At 66.8% G+C, this 14,601-nt stretch carries 13 protein-coding genes and 1 pseudogene; 12 read left to right on the top strand and 2 right to left on the bottom strand.

The window, feature by feature from the left end; all coding sequences use genetic code 11:
* Positions 1 to 110: 110 nt before the first annotated feature.
* From D3874_RS06400 to D3874_RS06360, 11 genes and pseudogenes are all read left to right on the top strand, one after another.
* Complete coding sequence (locus tag D3874_RS06400) at positions 111 to 578, top strand: (2Fe-2S)-binding protein (protein ID WP_119777344.1); 468 nt, start codon at positions 111 to 113, stop codon at positions 576 to 578.
* Positions 579 to 590: 12 nt separating this feature from the next.
* A complete protein-coding gene (locus tag D3874_RS06395; protein WP_456306398.1) occupies positions 591 to 2,807 on the top strand; it encodes a xanthine dehydrogenase family protein molybdopterin-binding subunit in 2,217 nt (738 codons plus the stop codon).
* On the top strand, positions 2,804 to 2,950 hold the full coding sequence (locus D3874_RS32375) for a hypothetical protein (protein WP_456306397.1): 147 nt from the start codon (positions 2,804 to 2,806) through the stop codon (positions 2,948 to 2,950). Before D3874_RS06395 ends, D3874_RS32375 begins: the two co-directional genes overlap by 4 nt.
* A 17-nt stretch (positions 2,951 to 2,967) precedes the next feature.
* Positions 2,968 to 3,753: an FAD binding domain-containing protein gene (locus D3874_RS06390; protein ID WP_119777343.1), complete on the top strand. Its 786-nt coding sequence runs from the start codon at positions 2,968 to 2,970 to the stop codon at positions 3,751 to 3,753.
* A gap of 86 nt (positions 3,754 to 3,839) precedes the next feature.
* Positions 3,840 to 4,817, top strand: a complete 978-nt coding sequence (locus D3874_RS06385; protein ID WP_119777342.1) for an XdhC family protein — start codon at positions 3,840 to 3,842, stop codon at positions 4,815 to 4,817.
* Positions 4,814 to 6,424: an NTP transferase domain-containing protein gene (locus D3874_RS06380; protein ID WP_119777341.1), complete on the top strand. Its 1,611-nt coding sequence runs from the start codon at positions 4,814 to 4,816 to the stop codon at positions 6,422 to 6,424. Before D3874_RS06385 ends, D3874_RS06380 begins: the two co-directional genes overlap by 4 nt.
* Positions 6,421 to 7,299 (top strand): annotated as a pseudogene (locus D3874_RS06375) (aminotransferase class V-fold PLP-dependent enzyme); the annotation flags it as partial. The gene D3874_RS06380 and the pseudogene D3874_RS06375, both read left to right, overlap by 4 nt.
* Positions 7,217 to 7,654, top strand: coding sequence for an aminotransferase class V-fold PLP-dependent enzyme (locus D3874_RS31905; protein WP_408899983.1), 438 nt, complete (start codon positions 7,217 to 7,219; stop codon positions 7,652 to 7,654). The pseudogene D3874_RS06375 and the gene D3874_RS31905, both read left to right, overlap by 83 nt.
* Positions 7,651 to 8,085: an iron-sulfur cluster assembly scaffold protein gene (locus D3874_RS06370; protein ID WP_233559860.1), complete on the top strand. Its 435-nt coding sequence runs from the start codon at positions 7,651 to 7,653 to the stop codon at positions 8,083 to 8,085. Before D3874_RS31905 ends, D3874_RS06370 begins: the two co-directional genes overlap by 4 nt.
* A complete protein-coding gene (gene pqqD / locus D3874_RS06365) occupies positions 8,082 to 8,345 on the top strand; it encodes a pyrroloquinoline quinone biosynthesis peptide chaperone PqqD (protein WP_119777340.1) in 264 nt (87 codons plus the stop codon). The genes D3874_RS06370 and pqqD overlap by 4 nt, the downstream gene beginning before the upstream one ends.
* A gap of 10 nt (positions 8,346 to 8,355) precedes the next feature.
* Positions 8,356 to 9,609 (top strand): MgtC/SapB family protein, encoded by a 1,254-nt coding sequence (locus D3874_RS06360; protein WP_119777339.1) that lies wholly within the window; start codon positions 8,356 to 8,358, stop codon positions 9,607 to 9,609.
* Positions 9,610 to 9,660: 51 nt separating this feature from the next.
* Here the strand turns inward: D3874_RS06360 and D3874_RS06355 are convergent, their stop codons facing one another.
* Complete coding sequence (locus D3874_RS06355; RefSeq protein ID WP_158595868.1) at positions 9,661 to 11,844, bottom strand: DUF1302 domain-containing protein; 2,184 nt, start codon at positions 11,842 to 11,844, stop codon at positions 9,661 to 9,663.
* Positions 11,845 to 11,870: 26 nt separating this feature from the next.
* The gene (locus tag D3874_RS06350; protein WP_119777337.1) at positions 11,871 to 13,253 is read right to left on the bottom strand and encodes a DUF1329 domain-containing protein; all 1,383 of its coding nucleotides are present in this window, start codon (positions 13,251 to 13,253) and stop codon (positions 11,871 to 11,873) included.
* Positions 13,254 to 13,617: 364 nt separating this feature from the next.
* Between D3874_RS06350 and D3874_RS06345 the strand changes: the two genes are divergently transcribed.
* Complete coding sequence (locus tag D3874_RS06345) at positions 13,618 to 14,496, top strand: helix-turn-helix transcriptional regulator (protein WP_119777336.1); 879 nt, start codon at positions 13,618 to 13,620, stop codon at positions 14,494 to 14,496.
* The last annotated feature ends 105 nt before the right edge of the window (positions 14,497 to 14,601 follow it).

The raw sequence follows: 14,601 nt of genomic DNA, 5'->3' as shown, positions 1-14,601 counted from the left end.
AGACAGGCCTTGACCGCCGCCCCGTAGGCGCAAAGACTTTCCGATCGCAGCGCTTATGTGCTGCCGGTGACGGATGAGCAACATCCGCCCGCGTCGACAGGGAGGACATCATGTCGTCGAGTATCAGCCTGACCGTGAACGGAAAGTCCGTCACGGCCGCGGTCGAGCCGCCAACCTTGCTCGTCCACTTCATCCGCGAACATCTCGACCTGACCGGCACCCATGTCGGCTGCGACACCAGCCAATGCGGCGCCTGTGTCGTCCATGTCGACGGCAAGTCGGTCAAATCCTGCACCATGCTGGCGATCCAGGCCGATGGTACGGAAATCACCACCATCGAAGGTGTTGCCAACGGCGCCCTTCATCCCATGCAGGCGGCGTTCAAGGAACACCACGGCCTGCAATGCGGCTTTTGCACGCCGGGCATGGTGATGGCGGCCCTCGACCTGGTGCGCCGCCACCCGTCCCCCGATGAGGCGACCGTGCGCGAAGGCCTGGACGGCAACCTGTGCCGTTGCACCGGCTATCACAATATCGTCGCCGCCGTCCTGGCCGGCGCGCAAGCCATGCGCGGTTGAGGGAGACAGACCATGCCTGAAGGTAGCGGCATCGGCGCGTCCGTCACGCGCAAGGAAGACCAGCGGTTCCTCACCGGCCGCGGCAAATATACCGACGATATCGACGTGGCCGGGCAGACCCATGCGGTCTTCGTCCGCTCGCCCCACGCCCACGCCAAGATCTTGGGCGTCGACACGACGGCGGCGCTGGCCATGCCGGGCGTGGTCGGCATCCTGACCGGCAAGGAACTGGCGGCCGACAAGCTGGGCGGCCTGATCTGCGGCTGGATGATCCACTCGAAAGACGGCAGCGAGATGAAGGCGCCGGCGCATCCGGCCCTCGCCCTCGACGAGGTGCGTTACGTCGGCGACCATGTCGCCATCGTCATCGCCGAAACCAAGGCCCAGGCGCGCGACGCCGCCGAAGCGGTCTATGTCGATTACGGCATCCTGCCGTCGGTGGTAAACGTCGCGGCGGCGGCCAAGCCGGGCGCCCCGGCGGTCCATGCCAGCATCCCCGACAATACCAGCTATCGCTGGGAGATCGGCGACGAAGCGGCGACCAAGGCAGCCTTCGCCAAGGCGGCCCATGTGATCGAGCTGGACCTGATCAACAACCGCCTGATCCCCAATGCCATGGAACCGCGCGCGGCCCTTGGCCTGTACGAGCCGGGTACCGAGAGTTTTACCCTCTACACCACCAGCCAGAACCCCCATGTGGCGCGGCTGGTGCTGTCGGCCTTCATCGGCATCGCGCCGGAGCACAAGCTGCGCGTGGTGGCGCCCGACGTGGGCGGCGGCTTCGGCTCCAAGATCTTCATCTATGCCGAGGAGACGGTGTGCCTGTGGGCCTCCAAGAAGGTCAACCGCCCGGTGAAATGGGTGGCCGACCGGTCGGAGAGTTTCCTGGCCGATGCCCATGGCCGCGACCATGTCACCCATGTGGCGCTGGCGACCGACGAAAACGGCATCTTCCTCGGGCTGCGGGTCAAGACCCTGGCTGCGATGGGCGCCTATCTCTCGACCTTCGCTTCCTCGGTGCCAACCTATCTCTATGGCACCTTGCTCGCCGGGCAATATGCGACGCCGGCGATCTATTGCGAGGTCGATGCCATCTTCACCAATACCGCCCCGGTGGATGCCTATCGCGGGGCCGGCCGGCCGGAAGCGACCTATGTGCTGGAGCGCATCGTCGAGGTGGCGGCGCGGGAATTGAAGATCGACCCGGCGGAACTGCGCCGGCGCAACTTCATCCGTACCTTCCCCTACCAGACCCCGGTCGCCCTGGAATATGACATCGGCGACTACCAGGCCTCGCTCGACCAGGCGCTGGAACTGGCCGACTACAAGGGTTTCCCGGCCCGCAAGGCGGAAGCCGCCAAGCGCGGCATGCTGCGCGGCATCGGCCTGTCGACCTATATCGAGGCCTGCGGCCTGGCCCCGTCCAAGCTGGTGGGCAGCCTGGGTGCGGGCGTTGGCCTGTTCGAGAGCGCGCAGGTGCGCTTCAACCCGACCGGCAATGTCCAGGTCTTCACCGGTTGCCACAGCCACGGCCAGGGTCACGAGACTACCTATGCCCAGATCATCAACAGCCGGCTGGGCGTGCCGATCGAGAATGTCGAGGTGATCCACGGCGATACCGCCCAGGTGCAGTTCGGCCTAGGGACTTATGGCTCGCGCTCGGGCTCGGTCGGCGGCAGCGCGATCTACAAGGCGGCGGACAAGATCATCGCCAAGGGCAAGAAGATCGCTGCCTACCGCTTCGGCGCCAAGCACGAGGATGTGCAGTTCGAGAACGGTGTCTTCTCGGTGCCCAATACCAACAAGCAGATGACCATCTCGGAAGTCGCCTTCGCCGCCTATGTGCCACACGATTATCCGCTCGACGAGTTGGAACCGGGGCTGGACGAGAATGCCTTCTACGACCCGCTGAACTTCACCTATCCCGCCGGCGCCCATGTCTGCGAGGTGGAGATCGATCCCGAAACCGGTGTCGCCAAGGTGGTGAACTGGGTGGCGGTCGACGATTTCGGCACCCTGATCAATCCGCTGATCGTGCACGGCCAGATCCATGGCGGTGTCGCCCAGGGGATCGGCCAGGCCATGATCGAGAACTGCGTCTATGACGAGGATTCGGGCCAGCTCCTCACCGGTTCCTTCATGGACTACGGCATGCCACGGGCCGATGACATGCCGGACTTCAAGGTGGGCTTCACCTCGACGCCCTGCACCCACAACCCGCTGGGGTGAAGGGCTGCGGCGAAGCAGGCGCCATCGCCTCGCCGCCGGCCGTGATCAATGCGATTACCGATGCCCTGGGGATCAGGCACATCGACATGCCGGCGACGCCCCTGAAAATCTGGCAGACCATCAACGCCCGGGCAGCCGAGTAAGGCGAGGAGGCAGCATCATGTACGACTTCGCCTATCACCGCCCGGCCAGCGTGGCCGATGCCTCGGCCCAACTGGGCAAGGCTGCCGATCCCAAGATCCTGGCCGGGGGCATGACCCTGATCCCGACCTTGAAGCAGCGCCTGGCCAGCCCCAGCGACCTGATCGATCTAGGTGCTGTCAAGGACCTCGCCTATATCAAGCTCGAGGGCAACAGCCTGGTCATCGGTGCCACCACCAGGCATGCCGACGTCGCCGCCAGCGATGTGGTGGCCAAGGCCATTCCGGCCCTGGCCTGCCTTGCCGGCGGCATCGGCGACCAGCATGTGCGCCATCGCGGCACCATTGGCGGCTCCGTCGCCAATGCCGACCCGTCCGCGGACTATCCCGCCGCCGTGGTCGGCCTGGGCGCCACCGTGGTGACCAGCAAGCGCGAGATCGCGGGCGATGCCTTCTTCACCGGCATGTTCGAGACGGCGCTTGAGGCCAATGAGATCATCACCGCGGTGAAGTTCCCGATCCCCGAGAAGGCCGCCTATGCCAAATTCCCCAATCCGGCCTCGCGCTACGCCGTCGTCGGTGTCTTCGTCGCCAAGACGGGCGGCGGCTGGCGCGTGGCGGTCACCGGGGCCGGCGGCTCGGTCTTCCGGGTGCCGGAAATGGAGGCGGCGCTGGCTCGTGGTGCCTCGGTCGACGGCATCAAGGTGGCGGCGGGCAAGCTGAACAGCGACATGCACGCCACCGCCGAGTATCGCGCCCACCTCGTAACTGTCATGACGAAGCGAGCGGTCGCAGCCTTGGGATAGAGGCACTATCTTGTCCTGATGGTGCCGATGCTTTTCTCCCTACCCACGCCTCTCCTCCCGCGGGGGAGAGGCTTCGAGCCAGGATCATGACCGCTGAACGCGACGAGATCCTGGCGCTGGCCGCGCAATGGGCCGACCGCGACGGCATTGCGGCGCTGGCGACCGTCATCGAGACCTGGGGTTCGGCCCCGCGGCCGGCGGGCAGCCAGATGGCGGTGAGCCGGGCGGGCGACTTCGCCGGTTCGGTCTCGGGCGGCTGTGTCGAGGGGGCGGTGATCCAGGCGGCGCGGGAGGCGACGGGCGACGGCCAGCACTGCATTCTCGAATTCGGCGTGCCCGATGCCGATGCCTGGGCGGTGGGGCTGGCTTGTGGTGGGCGCATCCGCATCCTGGTGGAGCCCGTCATCGCCGGCAGCGACCTGGCCGAGTTGCGCCAGGCCATTGCCGCGAGGCGGCCGACGGTCCTGGAAACCGACCTGGAAACCGGCTGGCACGCCTTGCGTGCGCCCGAGGGCGATGCCGACGCTGCCCAGGCCCTGGCCGCCGACCGGGCCACCCTGGTCGAAGCGGGGCGGCTGTTCCTCAATCCCTTCAATCCGCCGCTGCGCCTCGTCCTGGTCGGCGCCGTGCATATCGCCGAGCCGCTGGCCCGCATGGCGGCCCTGGCCGGCTATGCCGTAACCATCATCGACCCGCGCCGGGCCTTTGCCCGGGCCGAACGCTTCCCCGATGTAACCCTGGTGGTCGACTGGCCCGACGAAGCCCTGCCCCGCCTAGGCCTCGACACGCGCTGCGCCGTGGTCACCCTGACCCATGATCCCAAGATCGACGATGCGGCGCTGGCCGTCGCCCTGCGCTCACCCGCCTTCTATGTGGGCGCGCTGGGCTCGACCCGGACCCAGGCGACGCGGCGCGACCGCCTGCGCCTGCTGGGCTTTAACGACGACACCATCGCCCGGATCCACGGGCCGGTGGGGCTGAACATCGGGGCACGCAGCCCGGCCGAAATCGCCGTGTCGATCCTGGCGCAGATGACCGGAAAACTGCGCGGCGGGGCGACATGAAATTCGGTTCCCTGCCCGTCGCCCAGGCCGAGGGGACGATCCTGGCCCATGGCATCGCCGTCTCGGGCCAATCCTGGAAAAAGGGCCGGCACCTGTCGGCCGCGGACATCGCCGCCTTGCAGGCCAACGGGCGCGAGAGCGTCGTGGCCGGCCGGCTGGAAGCAGGTGACGTGCCCGAGGACCAGGCCGCCCGCCGCCTGGCCGAGGTATTGTGCGGACCCGGCGCCACCCTGACCGCCGCCTTCACCGGCCGCGCCAATCTCTATGCCGCCGCGGCCGGCCTCGCCATGATCAACGCGGCGCGGATCGAGGCGATCAACGCGGTGGACGAGGCCATCACCGTGGCCACCCTGGCCCCGGACGACATGGTCGAGGCGCGGCAGATGCTGGCCACGGTCAAGATCATCCCCTTCGCCGTGCCCCAAGCCGTGCTGGACCGTGCCCTGGCAGCGGCAGCAGGGACGCCGGCCATCGGATCGGCCCCGTTCCGGCCGCTGACCACCGGCCTGATCATGACCCGCCTGCCGGCCACCAAGGCATCGGTGCTGGAGAAGACCCACAAGGCCGTGGCCGACCGGCTGGCGCAGCTGGGCGGCCGGATCGGGAGCGCCTTGACCGTCGGCCACGACGAACAGGCCCTGGCGGCGGCCTTGGGCGAGATGGCGGCGGGCCAACCGGAGTCGATTCTGGTCTTCGGCGCCAGCGCCATCGTCGATACGCTGGACGTGGTGCCGGCGGCGATCCGGGCGGCGGGCGGCACGGTGATCCGCTTCGGCATGCCGGTCGACCCCGGCAACCTGATTCTGATCGGCGAACTGGCCGGCCGGCCGGTGATCGGCGTGCCGGGCTGTGCCCGCTCGCCCAAGGTGAACGGCTTCGATTTCGTGCTGCGCCGTCTGGCCGCAGGGCAGCCGGTCGACGGGCCGGCGATCGCCCGCATGGGCGTGGGCGGCCTGTTGAAGGAGATCGAGATCCGGCCCCAGCCGCGCGACATCGCCCCCATGGTCGCCCGGGCCCCGCGCCTGGCGGCGATCGTGCTGGCGGCCGGGCGCTCGTCGCGCATGGCGGGGCCCAACAAGCTGACGCAGCCCCTGCGCGGCAAGCCGCTGGTGCTGCACGGGGTCGATGCCGCGATCGAGGCGGGCTGCGAGCGCGTGGTCGTGGTCACCGGCCATGACCGCGAGGCGGTTGCGCAGCTGGTGGCGAATCGCCCGGTCACCACCGTGCACAACCCGCAGTTCGCCGACGGCCTGTCGACCTCGCTGCGCGCCGGGCTCGACGCCCTGGACGAGGCGATCGACGGCGCCTTCATCCTGCTGGGCGACATGCCGCGCATCTGCGCCCAGGACCTGTCACGGCTGGCGGCGGGGTTCGCGCCCGACGAGGGCCGCGCCATCCTGGTGCCCACGGCCGGCGGCGAATGGGGCAATCCGATCTTGTGGGCACGGCGCTTTTTCCCGGCGATGCGCGAACTGACCGGCGATCGCGGCGCGCGGATGCTGGCCGTCGCCAACCAGGAATTCGTGACCGAAGTGGCCATGCCGGGCGACGGGGTGCTGATCGACCTCGACACGGCGGCGGCTTTTGCGGCAGAGAGAGCCACATGACCGCCTTCGACGTGGCCGCCCTGCGTGCCCAATACCCGATCCTGCGCCATGGCCTTGGCGATGGCCGGCCCCTGCATTACCTGGACAATGGCGCGACCGGCCAGATGCCGCAGCCGGTGCTGGACGCCGTCATCGCCCATGAGACGACGGCCCGCTCGAATGTGAAGCGCAGCGTGCATACCCTGGCGGAACGGGCCACCGGCGCCTATGACGAGGCCCGCGACACCGTTGCCGACTACCTCAACGTCGCCGCCCGCGAGATCGTTTTCACGTCGGGCGCCACCCTGGCGATCAACCTGGTCGCGCACAGCTTCGGCAGCCTGTTGAACGAAGGCGACGCCATCGCCGTCTCGGAACTGGAACACCACGCCAACCTGGTGCCCTGGCAGATGCTGGCGCAGCGCCGGGGCCTGCGCCTGATCCGCCTGCCTATGACCGATGACGGGCGCCTCGACCTCGGCGCCATCCAGCACCTGCTCGACGCCCGAACCCGGCTGGTCGCCGTTACCCATGCCTCGAACGTCACGGGCGCGATCACCCCGGTGGCGCAGGTTGTGGCCATGGCGCGGACGGTGGGGGCCAAGGTTCTGGTCGACGGGGCCCAGATGGCGCCGCACGGCCCGGTGGACGTGCCGGCGCTGGGCTGCGACTTCTACGCCTTCGCTGGCCACAAGATGGGCTCGCCCAACGGTGTCGGCGTACTGTGGGGACGTCACGACATCCTCGCGGCCATGCCGCCGTTCCTGGGTGGCGGCGAAATGATCCGCAGCGTCGGTTTCGAGCAGTCGAGCTATGCCAAGCCGCCCCAGCGTTTCGAAGCCGGCACCCCGCCGATCGCCGCTGCGGTCGGCCTGGCGGCCGCCTGCCGCTTCCATGCCGCGATCGACCAGGGGGGCCGAGGCGCATCTGCTAGGCCTGACAGGCAAGCTGATCGCCGGGCTGCACGAGATCGCCGGCAATCGCCTGCGCCTGATCGGCCCCGACGACCTCGTGGACCGGCTGGCGCTGGTGTCCTTCGCCATCGAGGGAACTCACCCCCACGACCTGTGCCAGATCCTCGATCGGCATGGTGTCGCCTTGCGCGGCGGCCATCATTGTGCCCAGGTGCTGCACGATCGTTTCGGTATCGCCGGATCGGCGCGGGCAAGCTTGGCTGCGTTCAATGACGATGGCGATATCGACGCCTGCCTGAGGGCCCTGGAAGACGCCATGCGGATCCTGTTGCCATGACCGACGACCTCTATCCCCGGGACATGTTGCGTGCGGCGAGCGATGTGCGCCACGCGGGCGAGCTTGCCGGCGCCGACGGCAGCGCCACCCTGGACAACCCGTTCTGCGGCGACCGGGTCAGCTTCGATGTGAGCCTCGACGACCACAGGCGGATCAAGGCCGTGCGCCATCGGGTCAAGGCCTGCGTGCTGTGCCAGGCCAGCGCCGCCCTGCTGGCCGAACGCGCCGCGGGCCACACGGGGCCCCAGATCGCCGATCTGGGCGAGACGCTGCTGGCGGGCCTGAAGCGTGGCGCCGCCCCCCTGTTGGCCCAGGCGCCGGCCTTCGACCTGTTCACCACCGTATCACCCCACCGCAGCCGCTTCGCCTGCGTGCTGCTGCCCTTCGAGGCCTTGGAGGCGGCGGCCAGGATCGCGGAAGAAAAATCATGACCGTCCCCCGCCTCGCCCCCGGTGTGCGCCTGAGCTTCGACGGCCGCCGCGATCGCTGGATGGTCCAGGCACCCGAACGGGTCGTGATCCTCGATGCCATCGGCGCCGCCGTGCTGGCCATGGTCGATGGCGTGGCCGATGTGACTGATATAATTACTTCGCTGGCCGCCGAGTACGATGCCCCGGAAGCCGAGATCGAGGCCGACATTCTCGCCTTGCTCGAGGATCTGACGAACCGCGGCATCGTCATCAACGCTTGAGGACGCTGGAATGGACCCGGTCGCAGAACTTGTCCCCCTGGCCATTGCCCTGGGGTGCGGGGCGATCATCGGCCTGGAACGCGGCTGGAGCGACCGGGCCAAGGCCCCGGGGACAAGGGTCGCCGGCATCCGCACCTTCAGCTTGCTGGGCCTCCTGGGCGGCGCGGCCGGCCTGCTCAGCACGACGGCCGCCCCCTGGCCGCTGGCCGCCGCCATCCTCGCGGCGGGGCTGCTGATCGGCCTTGGCTATTGGCGCGGTGCCGCGGTCGGCAGCGGCATGGGCCTGACCACCGAGGTGGCCAGCGTCCTGACCGTTCTGCTGGGCGGCACCGCGACCATGGGCCATCCCCTGCCCGCTGCCATGGCGTCGGTGGTGACCGCGCTGATCCTGTCGGTCAAGCCGTTCACCCATCGCCTGCTCGAACGCATCGAGGAGGCCGAGATCCAGGCGACGCTGCGCCTGTTGCTGATCTCCGTCGTGATCCTGCCGGTCCTGCCCGACCAGGGTTACGGCCCCTATCAGGCGCTCAATCCGTTCAAGCTGTGGCTGATGGTGGTGGCACTCTCGGGCCTGTCGTTCCTGGGCTATGTCGCCATGCGCCTGGGCGACGCGCGCCAGGGCATTCTTTTTACCGGCGTCTTCGGCGGCATCGTCTCGTCGACGGCGACGACCCTGGCCTTGTCGCGCATCGCGGCCCGCCAGCCCGGCTTTGCCTCGATCATCGCAGCTGGCGCACTGACCGCCTGGCTGGTCATGTGCGCCCGCATCGGCCTGATCACCTATCTCCTGGACCCGGGCCTGGCCATTGCCCTGGCCCTGCCCCTGGGGGCCATGGCCCTGGTCGGCCTGGCGCTGATGCTGTGGTTCGTCCGGCGGCGGCCGGCCGGCGACATGGAGCGTGCCGACCTGGGCAATCCATTCGAATTCTGGAGCGCCGTGCGTTTTGCCGGACTGCTGGCGGCGATCATGCTGGCCAGCCGTTGGGTCGAGGACCGTTACGGCGCCACCGGCCTGGATGTGCTGGGCATCATCTCAGGGCTCGCCGATGTCGATGCCATCACCCTGTCGATCGCCAGCGGCGCCCAAGGCCGCGGCATCAGCGAGGGCGAGGCCGCGCAGGTGATCCTGCTCGCCGCCGTGACCAACAACCTGGTCAAGGCCGGCCTCGGCACCTTTGCCGGCGGGCGCGCCATTGCCACGCGCCTGATCCCGGCCGCGATCGCCATGACCATCGCGGCCCTGGGCGTGGCGTTCGTGGCTTAGGCGGATTCTGACGGGGCATGATCGATCCTGAGGCGCCGGGAGGCGGGTGGCTCAAAGGGTATAGGTGACGCTGACGCCGATGAAGTCGCGGTCGATGTAGGGATTGCGCGACCCGCCACCGCCACCACCGCCGCCAAAGCTCTTGAAGTAGTTGAGATTGACGGTCCAGTGCTCGAGGTAGTCGAACTTCACCCCGAAGTTCAAAGAGGTGACGCTCTTGGTGAAGCCGGGGCTGGGCGCGGGCGTCGACCCGAACAGGCCATGGGCAAAGCCGATCGACGGCGTCATCGTTACCCCATCCATAACGTTGGGATAGTCCCAGAAGATCAGCCCCTGGACCCCGCCCGACCATTCGGTCGGCTGCTTGTGCGTGGCCGGGAAATAGTCCCCCAGGCTGGTCGCCATGATCGGCTCGGTGATCGTGACCGGCCCGACGTTGAGTGGACGGGTCTGGAAACCGCTGAAGCCGTTCTGGCCATAGGCGGCATATTGCGTACCGTCGTCCAGGTCGATGTACAGGGCGCCGAATTCGACCAGGGCAAAGAGCTGGTTCGCCCCCAGCAGTTCGGTAATCCAGCTGGTGCCGCCCTTGATCTGCATGAAGCGCACCGCGGCCTGCCAGACATCGTGCGGCCGGTCCAGATAGACGCGGCGGCCCGGCACATACTGGTCGTCGTTCGTGGTGAAGCCCGTCTCCAGGATCGGCGCGATACCGGGATTGGGCACGCAGACCGCGCCGAGGCAGATGGGTGTTTCCGCCCGAGTGGCCTGATCGATCGGCACACCGCCGGCCGCGTTGTAGACGCTGGCCAGGAAGGCCGGTTCCGAGATCCAGACCGGAACATTGTGCTTCCAGCTGACTTCGGCGTTGATGGCGACCGCCAGCGGATCATAGGTGGTGTTGAAGGCAAAGCCGATCATCTCCAACCCCGTCGGGTAGTAGAGATTGAGGTTGCCGTTCTCGAGGTTGGTCAAGACGGTCGACCGCGGCGCCGTGCCGAACGGCGGATCGATCAGGGCGCTGCTGACCGGATTGGTCAGGGCGCCGAGAAGATCGGTCACCGGCCCGCCCAGCAGGCCGGACAGGGCCGAGGTGAGCTGGTTCAACTGGTCGACGCTCAACTGGTCGAGCAACCCCTGCAGCAGCGGGGCCGGCAGGCTGGCCAGGTTGGCCTGCCCCGTGCCGGCAGCGAACCGGGGCGGGGATTCCGCATAGAGCGAGGGCAGCCGCGACGTGTAGTTCACGTAGTAGAGCTGGAATTCCGTATTGTTCAGTTCCGGCGAGAAATAGCGCAGCGAAACGCCCCAGTCGTTCGTTCCCGGATCGTCATGGGTGGTGATCGGGGCGTTGACCGCAATCAGCGTGCTGTTGGGATCGTCATAGTCGGCCGGATTCAGGCCGACCCCGGTGGTGTAGGAACGGGTGTCGAGAGGATCGGTGAAGCTGGAGGAATATTTCACCCCGTCGCAGAAATTGTCGGTGAACGAGAAGAAGCTGCCGCAGGCATCCAGTTTGAACGGCTTGTAGTCGAGCTGGTAGAAGGCTTCGGCCGAAAGGCCAGCGGCCAATTCCATGCTGGCGGAAATCATCGGCACCGGGATCAGGGCGTCCTTCAGTTCCGCCCCGGGCACGCGGATCTTGCCGGCATCGATCGGGTTGATGATCGAGATGCCGTTGATGGTGAACAGGGCCTCGCCCCAGTTCAGGATCTGGCTGCCGATGGTAACCGTCAGCGGCCGGTCGAAGACCGTGTAGTTGCCCTTGATGTAATAGTCGAGCAGCGTCGCGTCCCAGTCCGCCTTGTGCGCGGCGCCTTCGTGATAGCGGCCGCTGCTGTAGGGCCGCAGGCCCGGCTCGAAATCAGCCAGGTCGTTGTTGGCCGCGATCGAGTCGTAGAATGCGGCACCCCGGACATAGAGCAGGTAGTTCTTCCAATTCAGTGCCAGTTCGGCCTTGGCGGTCGAAACCTGGCTGACAACGTCGTATTTGTCGAAATTCAGGTTGCCGTCGTCGTTGCCGGCGGAAATCAGGCCGCCACCATAGTAGTAGCCATAGTTGCGCGGGTCACGATCGGCCATGCGCATCTGTGCCCCGGTGGACAGCGACATGATGATCGATCCCGTGATCTCCTCGCCCAGCTCGAAGTCGTAGGCGAAGGCGGTCGCGGAAATGCCCAGGGCACAGGCGGCGCACAAGGTCGCCGCCGGGCGCCATCCAAACGATTGCTTTTGCATGATTGCTCCCTCCGGCATGCGCCGTGTCAGCGCGTGCCGAGGCGGCGGATGGCGTCGGGCGAGAAGTTCGACGGGTCGATATCGTTGACGTTCCAGTCGAGCATTTTCTCCTCGCCCTTCATGCCAAAGGCGACGTACCGGCCGGACTGCAGGTCGTAGGTCACCTCCATGACCGAGGAGCACAGCGGCAGGTCGTAGTAGTTGACGACCGGGCCTTCCTGATTACGCCAGAGCTGGCCGCGGCCGTCGTACAGGTCGGCGGCGACGATGTTCCAGCTATCCTCATCCAGATAGAAAGTGCGCCTGGCATAGACATGCCGGGTGCCTTCCTTCAGCTTGGCCTCGACCACCCAGGTGCGGTGCAGCTCATAGCGGTTGAAGTCGGGATTCAGGTGCACGGCCGTCAGCACCTCCTTGTAGGGGTGCTTTTCCGACATCAGCTCGTAGGCGTTGTAGCCGATGTATTTCTCGGTCGGCGCCTTCAGCTCGAAATCGTAGCGGTCGGTGGCACCGTTATACATGTCGAACTGGTCGGTCGTCGCCAGCCCGTCCGAATTGAACAGCGGGTTGTCGTAGGCCAGTTCCGGGGCGCGCAGCACCCGCCTCGTGCCGGGGTTGTACTGCCACGCCTGGCGTGGCAGTTCCTTGGCGTTGATCGTGTCCAGGACCAGGATGATCGACCCCGCGAGGCGGGACGGCGCCGTGGTGATGTTGAGGTACGAGATGCCGATATTCTTGAGCTGCTTGATATCGGTCACGTCGCCGATGTTCGCGAGGCCCGGCCCCGAATAGTGGATGATGCCTTCGTCCTGGGTCTTGAACAGCAGGAAGCTGCCGTCGCGATTGACCGCCGCGCCGCCGAAGAACCGCCGGAATTTGAAGCCGCGGTAGCGCAGGCGGTGGTTCCAGATCGCCTCGACGCCCGACTTGGGAATCGGGAAGGGAACACCCAGCAGCGCATCGTTGAGGCCGTTCTGATCCTCGGTCATGGTCGCGGTGATCGCGTTGCGCTTGCTCGCCTCGTAGACCCGCTCCGGCAGGGCGCAGGAACGCCGCGACTGATAGACGTTCAGCTTGTAGGTCGGATAGATCTTCAGCATCGCCAGCTGGCCGGCCGTCAGCCTGGCCGCATGCTGGCCGGCGTTCTGACCCGTAATCGTCAGCTTGATTGGATCGGCGGCAAAGGGGCTGATGTGATGCATGCCCGGCTTGTAGCCGGCGGGCGGCGCCGTGATGCCGCCCTCGTAAGCCGGAACGCTGCCATCAGCATTCCCGGCTTTCATCGCGCCGATCGATGTCAGATCCCGGCCCAGGCGATCAGCCTCGGCCTGCGGCACCTTGGCCTGCACCGAGCCCACGCCCGTCGCGGCAAGAACCATCCCGGCCATCGCCATCGTAATCTTATGCATCTCCAATCCCCCAACCGTTTTTCTGACAGCCGTTTTTATGGCCCGGACGACTTCGGGCAAAGCTTCGCCCTGGCAAGAAACACATGCCATGACAGCGGCCATTCCGCGCGAACGGCCGATTGATACTTGTAATGTTACTTTTCTGCCCTCAGGCAAAAGCGCTCCCCTGAGCCGACGCAGCGCAATGCGTTGGCTCCGTGCGAGCGTGTCTCTCCTCCGCGAACCACTCGGGATGGAGGAATAGCAGCCGGAATGGTTCAGAATCTCTCACAGGGCTGAACTAAGTTTTTCATATTTCTGTCGCGTTCCCCTACCGTGCGGGTAACGGGCGGCACGAAAGATCGCTCACCAAGTGGGGGAAGGCATGCTGGAGCTGTTTCAGCGCGATTTCGATTATGTCCGTCACGCCCTGTCGACCGAGCCCGTCGCGCGCTATGTGATCGACGGTGACCGCCCCGCGATGCTCGGCCATTGGCGCAAGCACGTCGGCATTTTCGACATGGCCCCCCTGGCGCATTGCGCTGTCGCCGTGCTGCTGGGCGGCAAGGCCGGCACCCGGTACCGGGTGGGCGACCGCTGGTCGGAGCGCGATGCCGCGCCGGGCTCCACCCAGTTCATCCCGGCAGGCCGCCGCATCGCCTGGCAGATCAACGGCGAACTCGATCTGCTGACCGTGCAGTTCATTCCTTCCGGGCCGGCGCGCGCGCTGATGGCACCGGCTGTGTTCATCGACGAGTTGCAATTCGCCGTCGCAGACCCACTGTCGCTTGCGCTGGGCCTTGCCGTGGCGAACGAACTGGAACGCACGGGCGATGGCCTGAGCCCCAACCACATCAGGGCCCTGGCCGACGCCCTGTGCAGTCACCTCGAGGTGAAGGCGTTGCGCCAGTCGCCAGCCGTGCAGCCCTCCAGCGGCCGGCAGTCGTTCCGCAAGGCCGCCCTGCTGGAATTCATCGAGAAAAACATAGAACGCTCGATCGAGGTCGACGAGATCGCCCGGCTGTTCGACGTCAGCCCGTCCTATGTGTTCCGCTTCTTCAAGTCGGAATTCGGCATGACCCCCCATGCCTTCATCACCAGGGCGCGGGTCGACCGGGCCTGCGTATTGTTGCAATCCACCAGCGTGCAACTGGCCGAACTCGCGGACCAGATCGGCTTTGCCAGCCAGAGCCATTTCTCACTGGTCTTCAAACGCCACCTGGGCGAGACCCCCCAGCAGTATCGCCAGCGCCGCCACCTGTGACCACCGCGGGCAGGTCCACGTTATGGATCTCTGCCCTGCCAATCGCCGGCCTAGTGCGCCAGCAGCACCGGCACCGGGGCGCCGTCCATCACCTCCTGGTGCAAT

The organism is Oleomonas cavernae (assembly GCF_003590945.1).
Taxonomy (GTDB): Bacteria; Pseudomonadota; Alphaproteobacteria; order Zavarziniales; family Zavarziniaceae; genus Zavarzinia; species Zavarzinia cavernae.
This window is presented reverse-complemented; position numbering and strand designations above follow the sequence as displayed.

Coding starts and splice junctions, on each gene's coding strand:
- D3874_RS06400 (WP_119777344.1), top strand. CDS start 111: ATGTCGTCGAGTATCAGCCTGACCGTGAACGGAAAGTCCGTCACGGCC.
- D3874_RS06395 (WP_456306398.1), top strand. CDS start 591: ATGCCTGAAGGTAGCGGCATCGGCGCGTCCGTCACGCGCAAGGAAGAC.
- D3874_RS06390 (WP_119777343.1), top strand. CDS start 2,968: ATGTACGACTTCGCCTATCACCGCCCGGCCAGCGTGGCCGATGCCTCG.
- D3874_RS06385 (WP_119777342.1), top strand. CDS start 3,840: ATGACCGCTGAACGCGACGAGATCCTGGCGCTGGCCGCGCAATGGGCC.
- D3874_RS06380 (WP_119777341.1), top strand. CDS start 4,814: ATGAAATTCGGTTCCCTGCCCGTCGCCCAGGCCGAGGGGACGATCCTG.
- D3874_RS31905 (WP_408899983.1), top strand. CDS start 7,217: ATGCCAAGCCGCCCCAGCGTTTCGAAGCCGGCACCCCGCCGATCGCCG.
- D3874_RS06370 (WP_233559860.1), top strand. CDS start 7,651: ATGACCGACGACCTCTATCCCCGGGACATGTTGCGTGCGGCGAGCGAT.
- pqqD (WP_119777340.1), top strand. CDS start 8,082: ATGACCGTCCCCCGCCTCGCCCCCGGTGTGCGCCTGAGCTTCGACGGC.
- D3874_RS06360 (WP_119777339.1), top strand. CDS start 8,356: ATGGACCCGGTCGCAGAACTTGTCCCCCTGGCCATTGCCCTGGGGTGC.
- D3874_RS06355 (WP_158595868.1), bottom strand. CDS start 11,844: ATGCAAAAGCAATCGTTTGGATGGCGCCCGGCGGCGACCTTGTGCGCC.
- D3874_RS06350 (WP_119777337.1), bottom strand. CDS start 13,253: ATGCATAAGATTACGATGGCGATGGCCGGGATGGTTCTTGCCGCGACG.
- D3874_RS06345 (WP_119777336.1), top strand. CDS start 13,618: ATGCTGGAGCTGTTTCAGCGCGATTTCGATTATGTCCGTCACGCCCTG.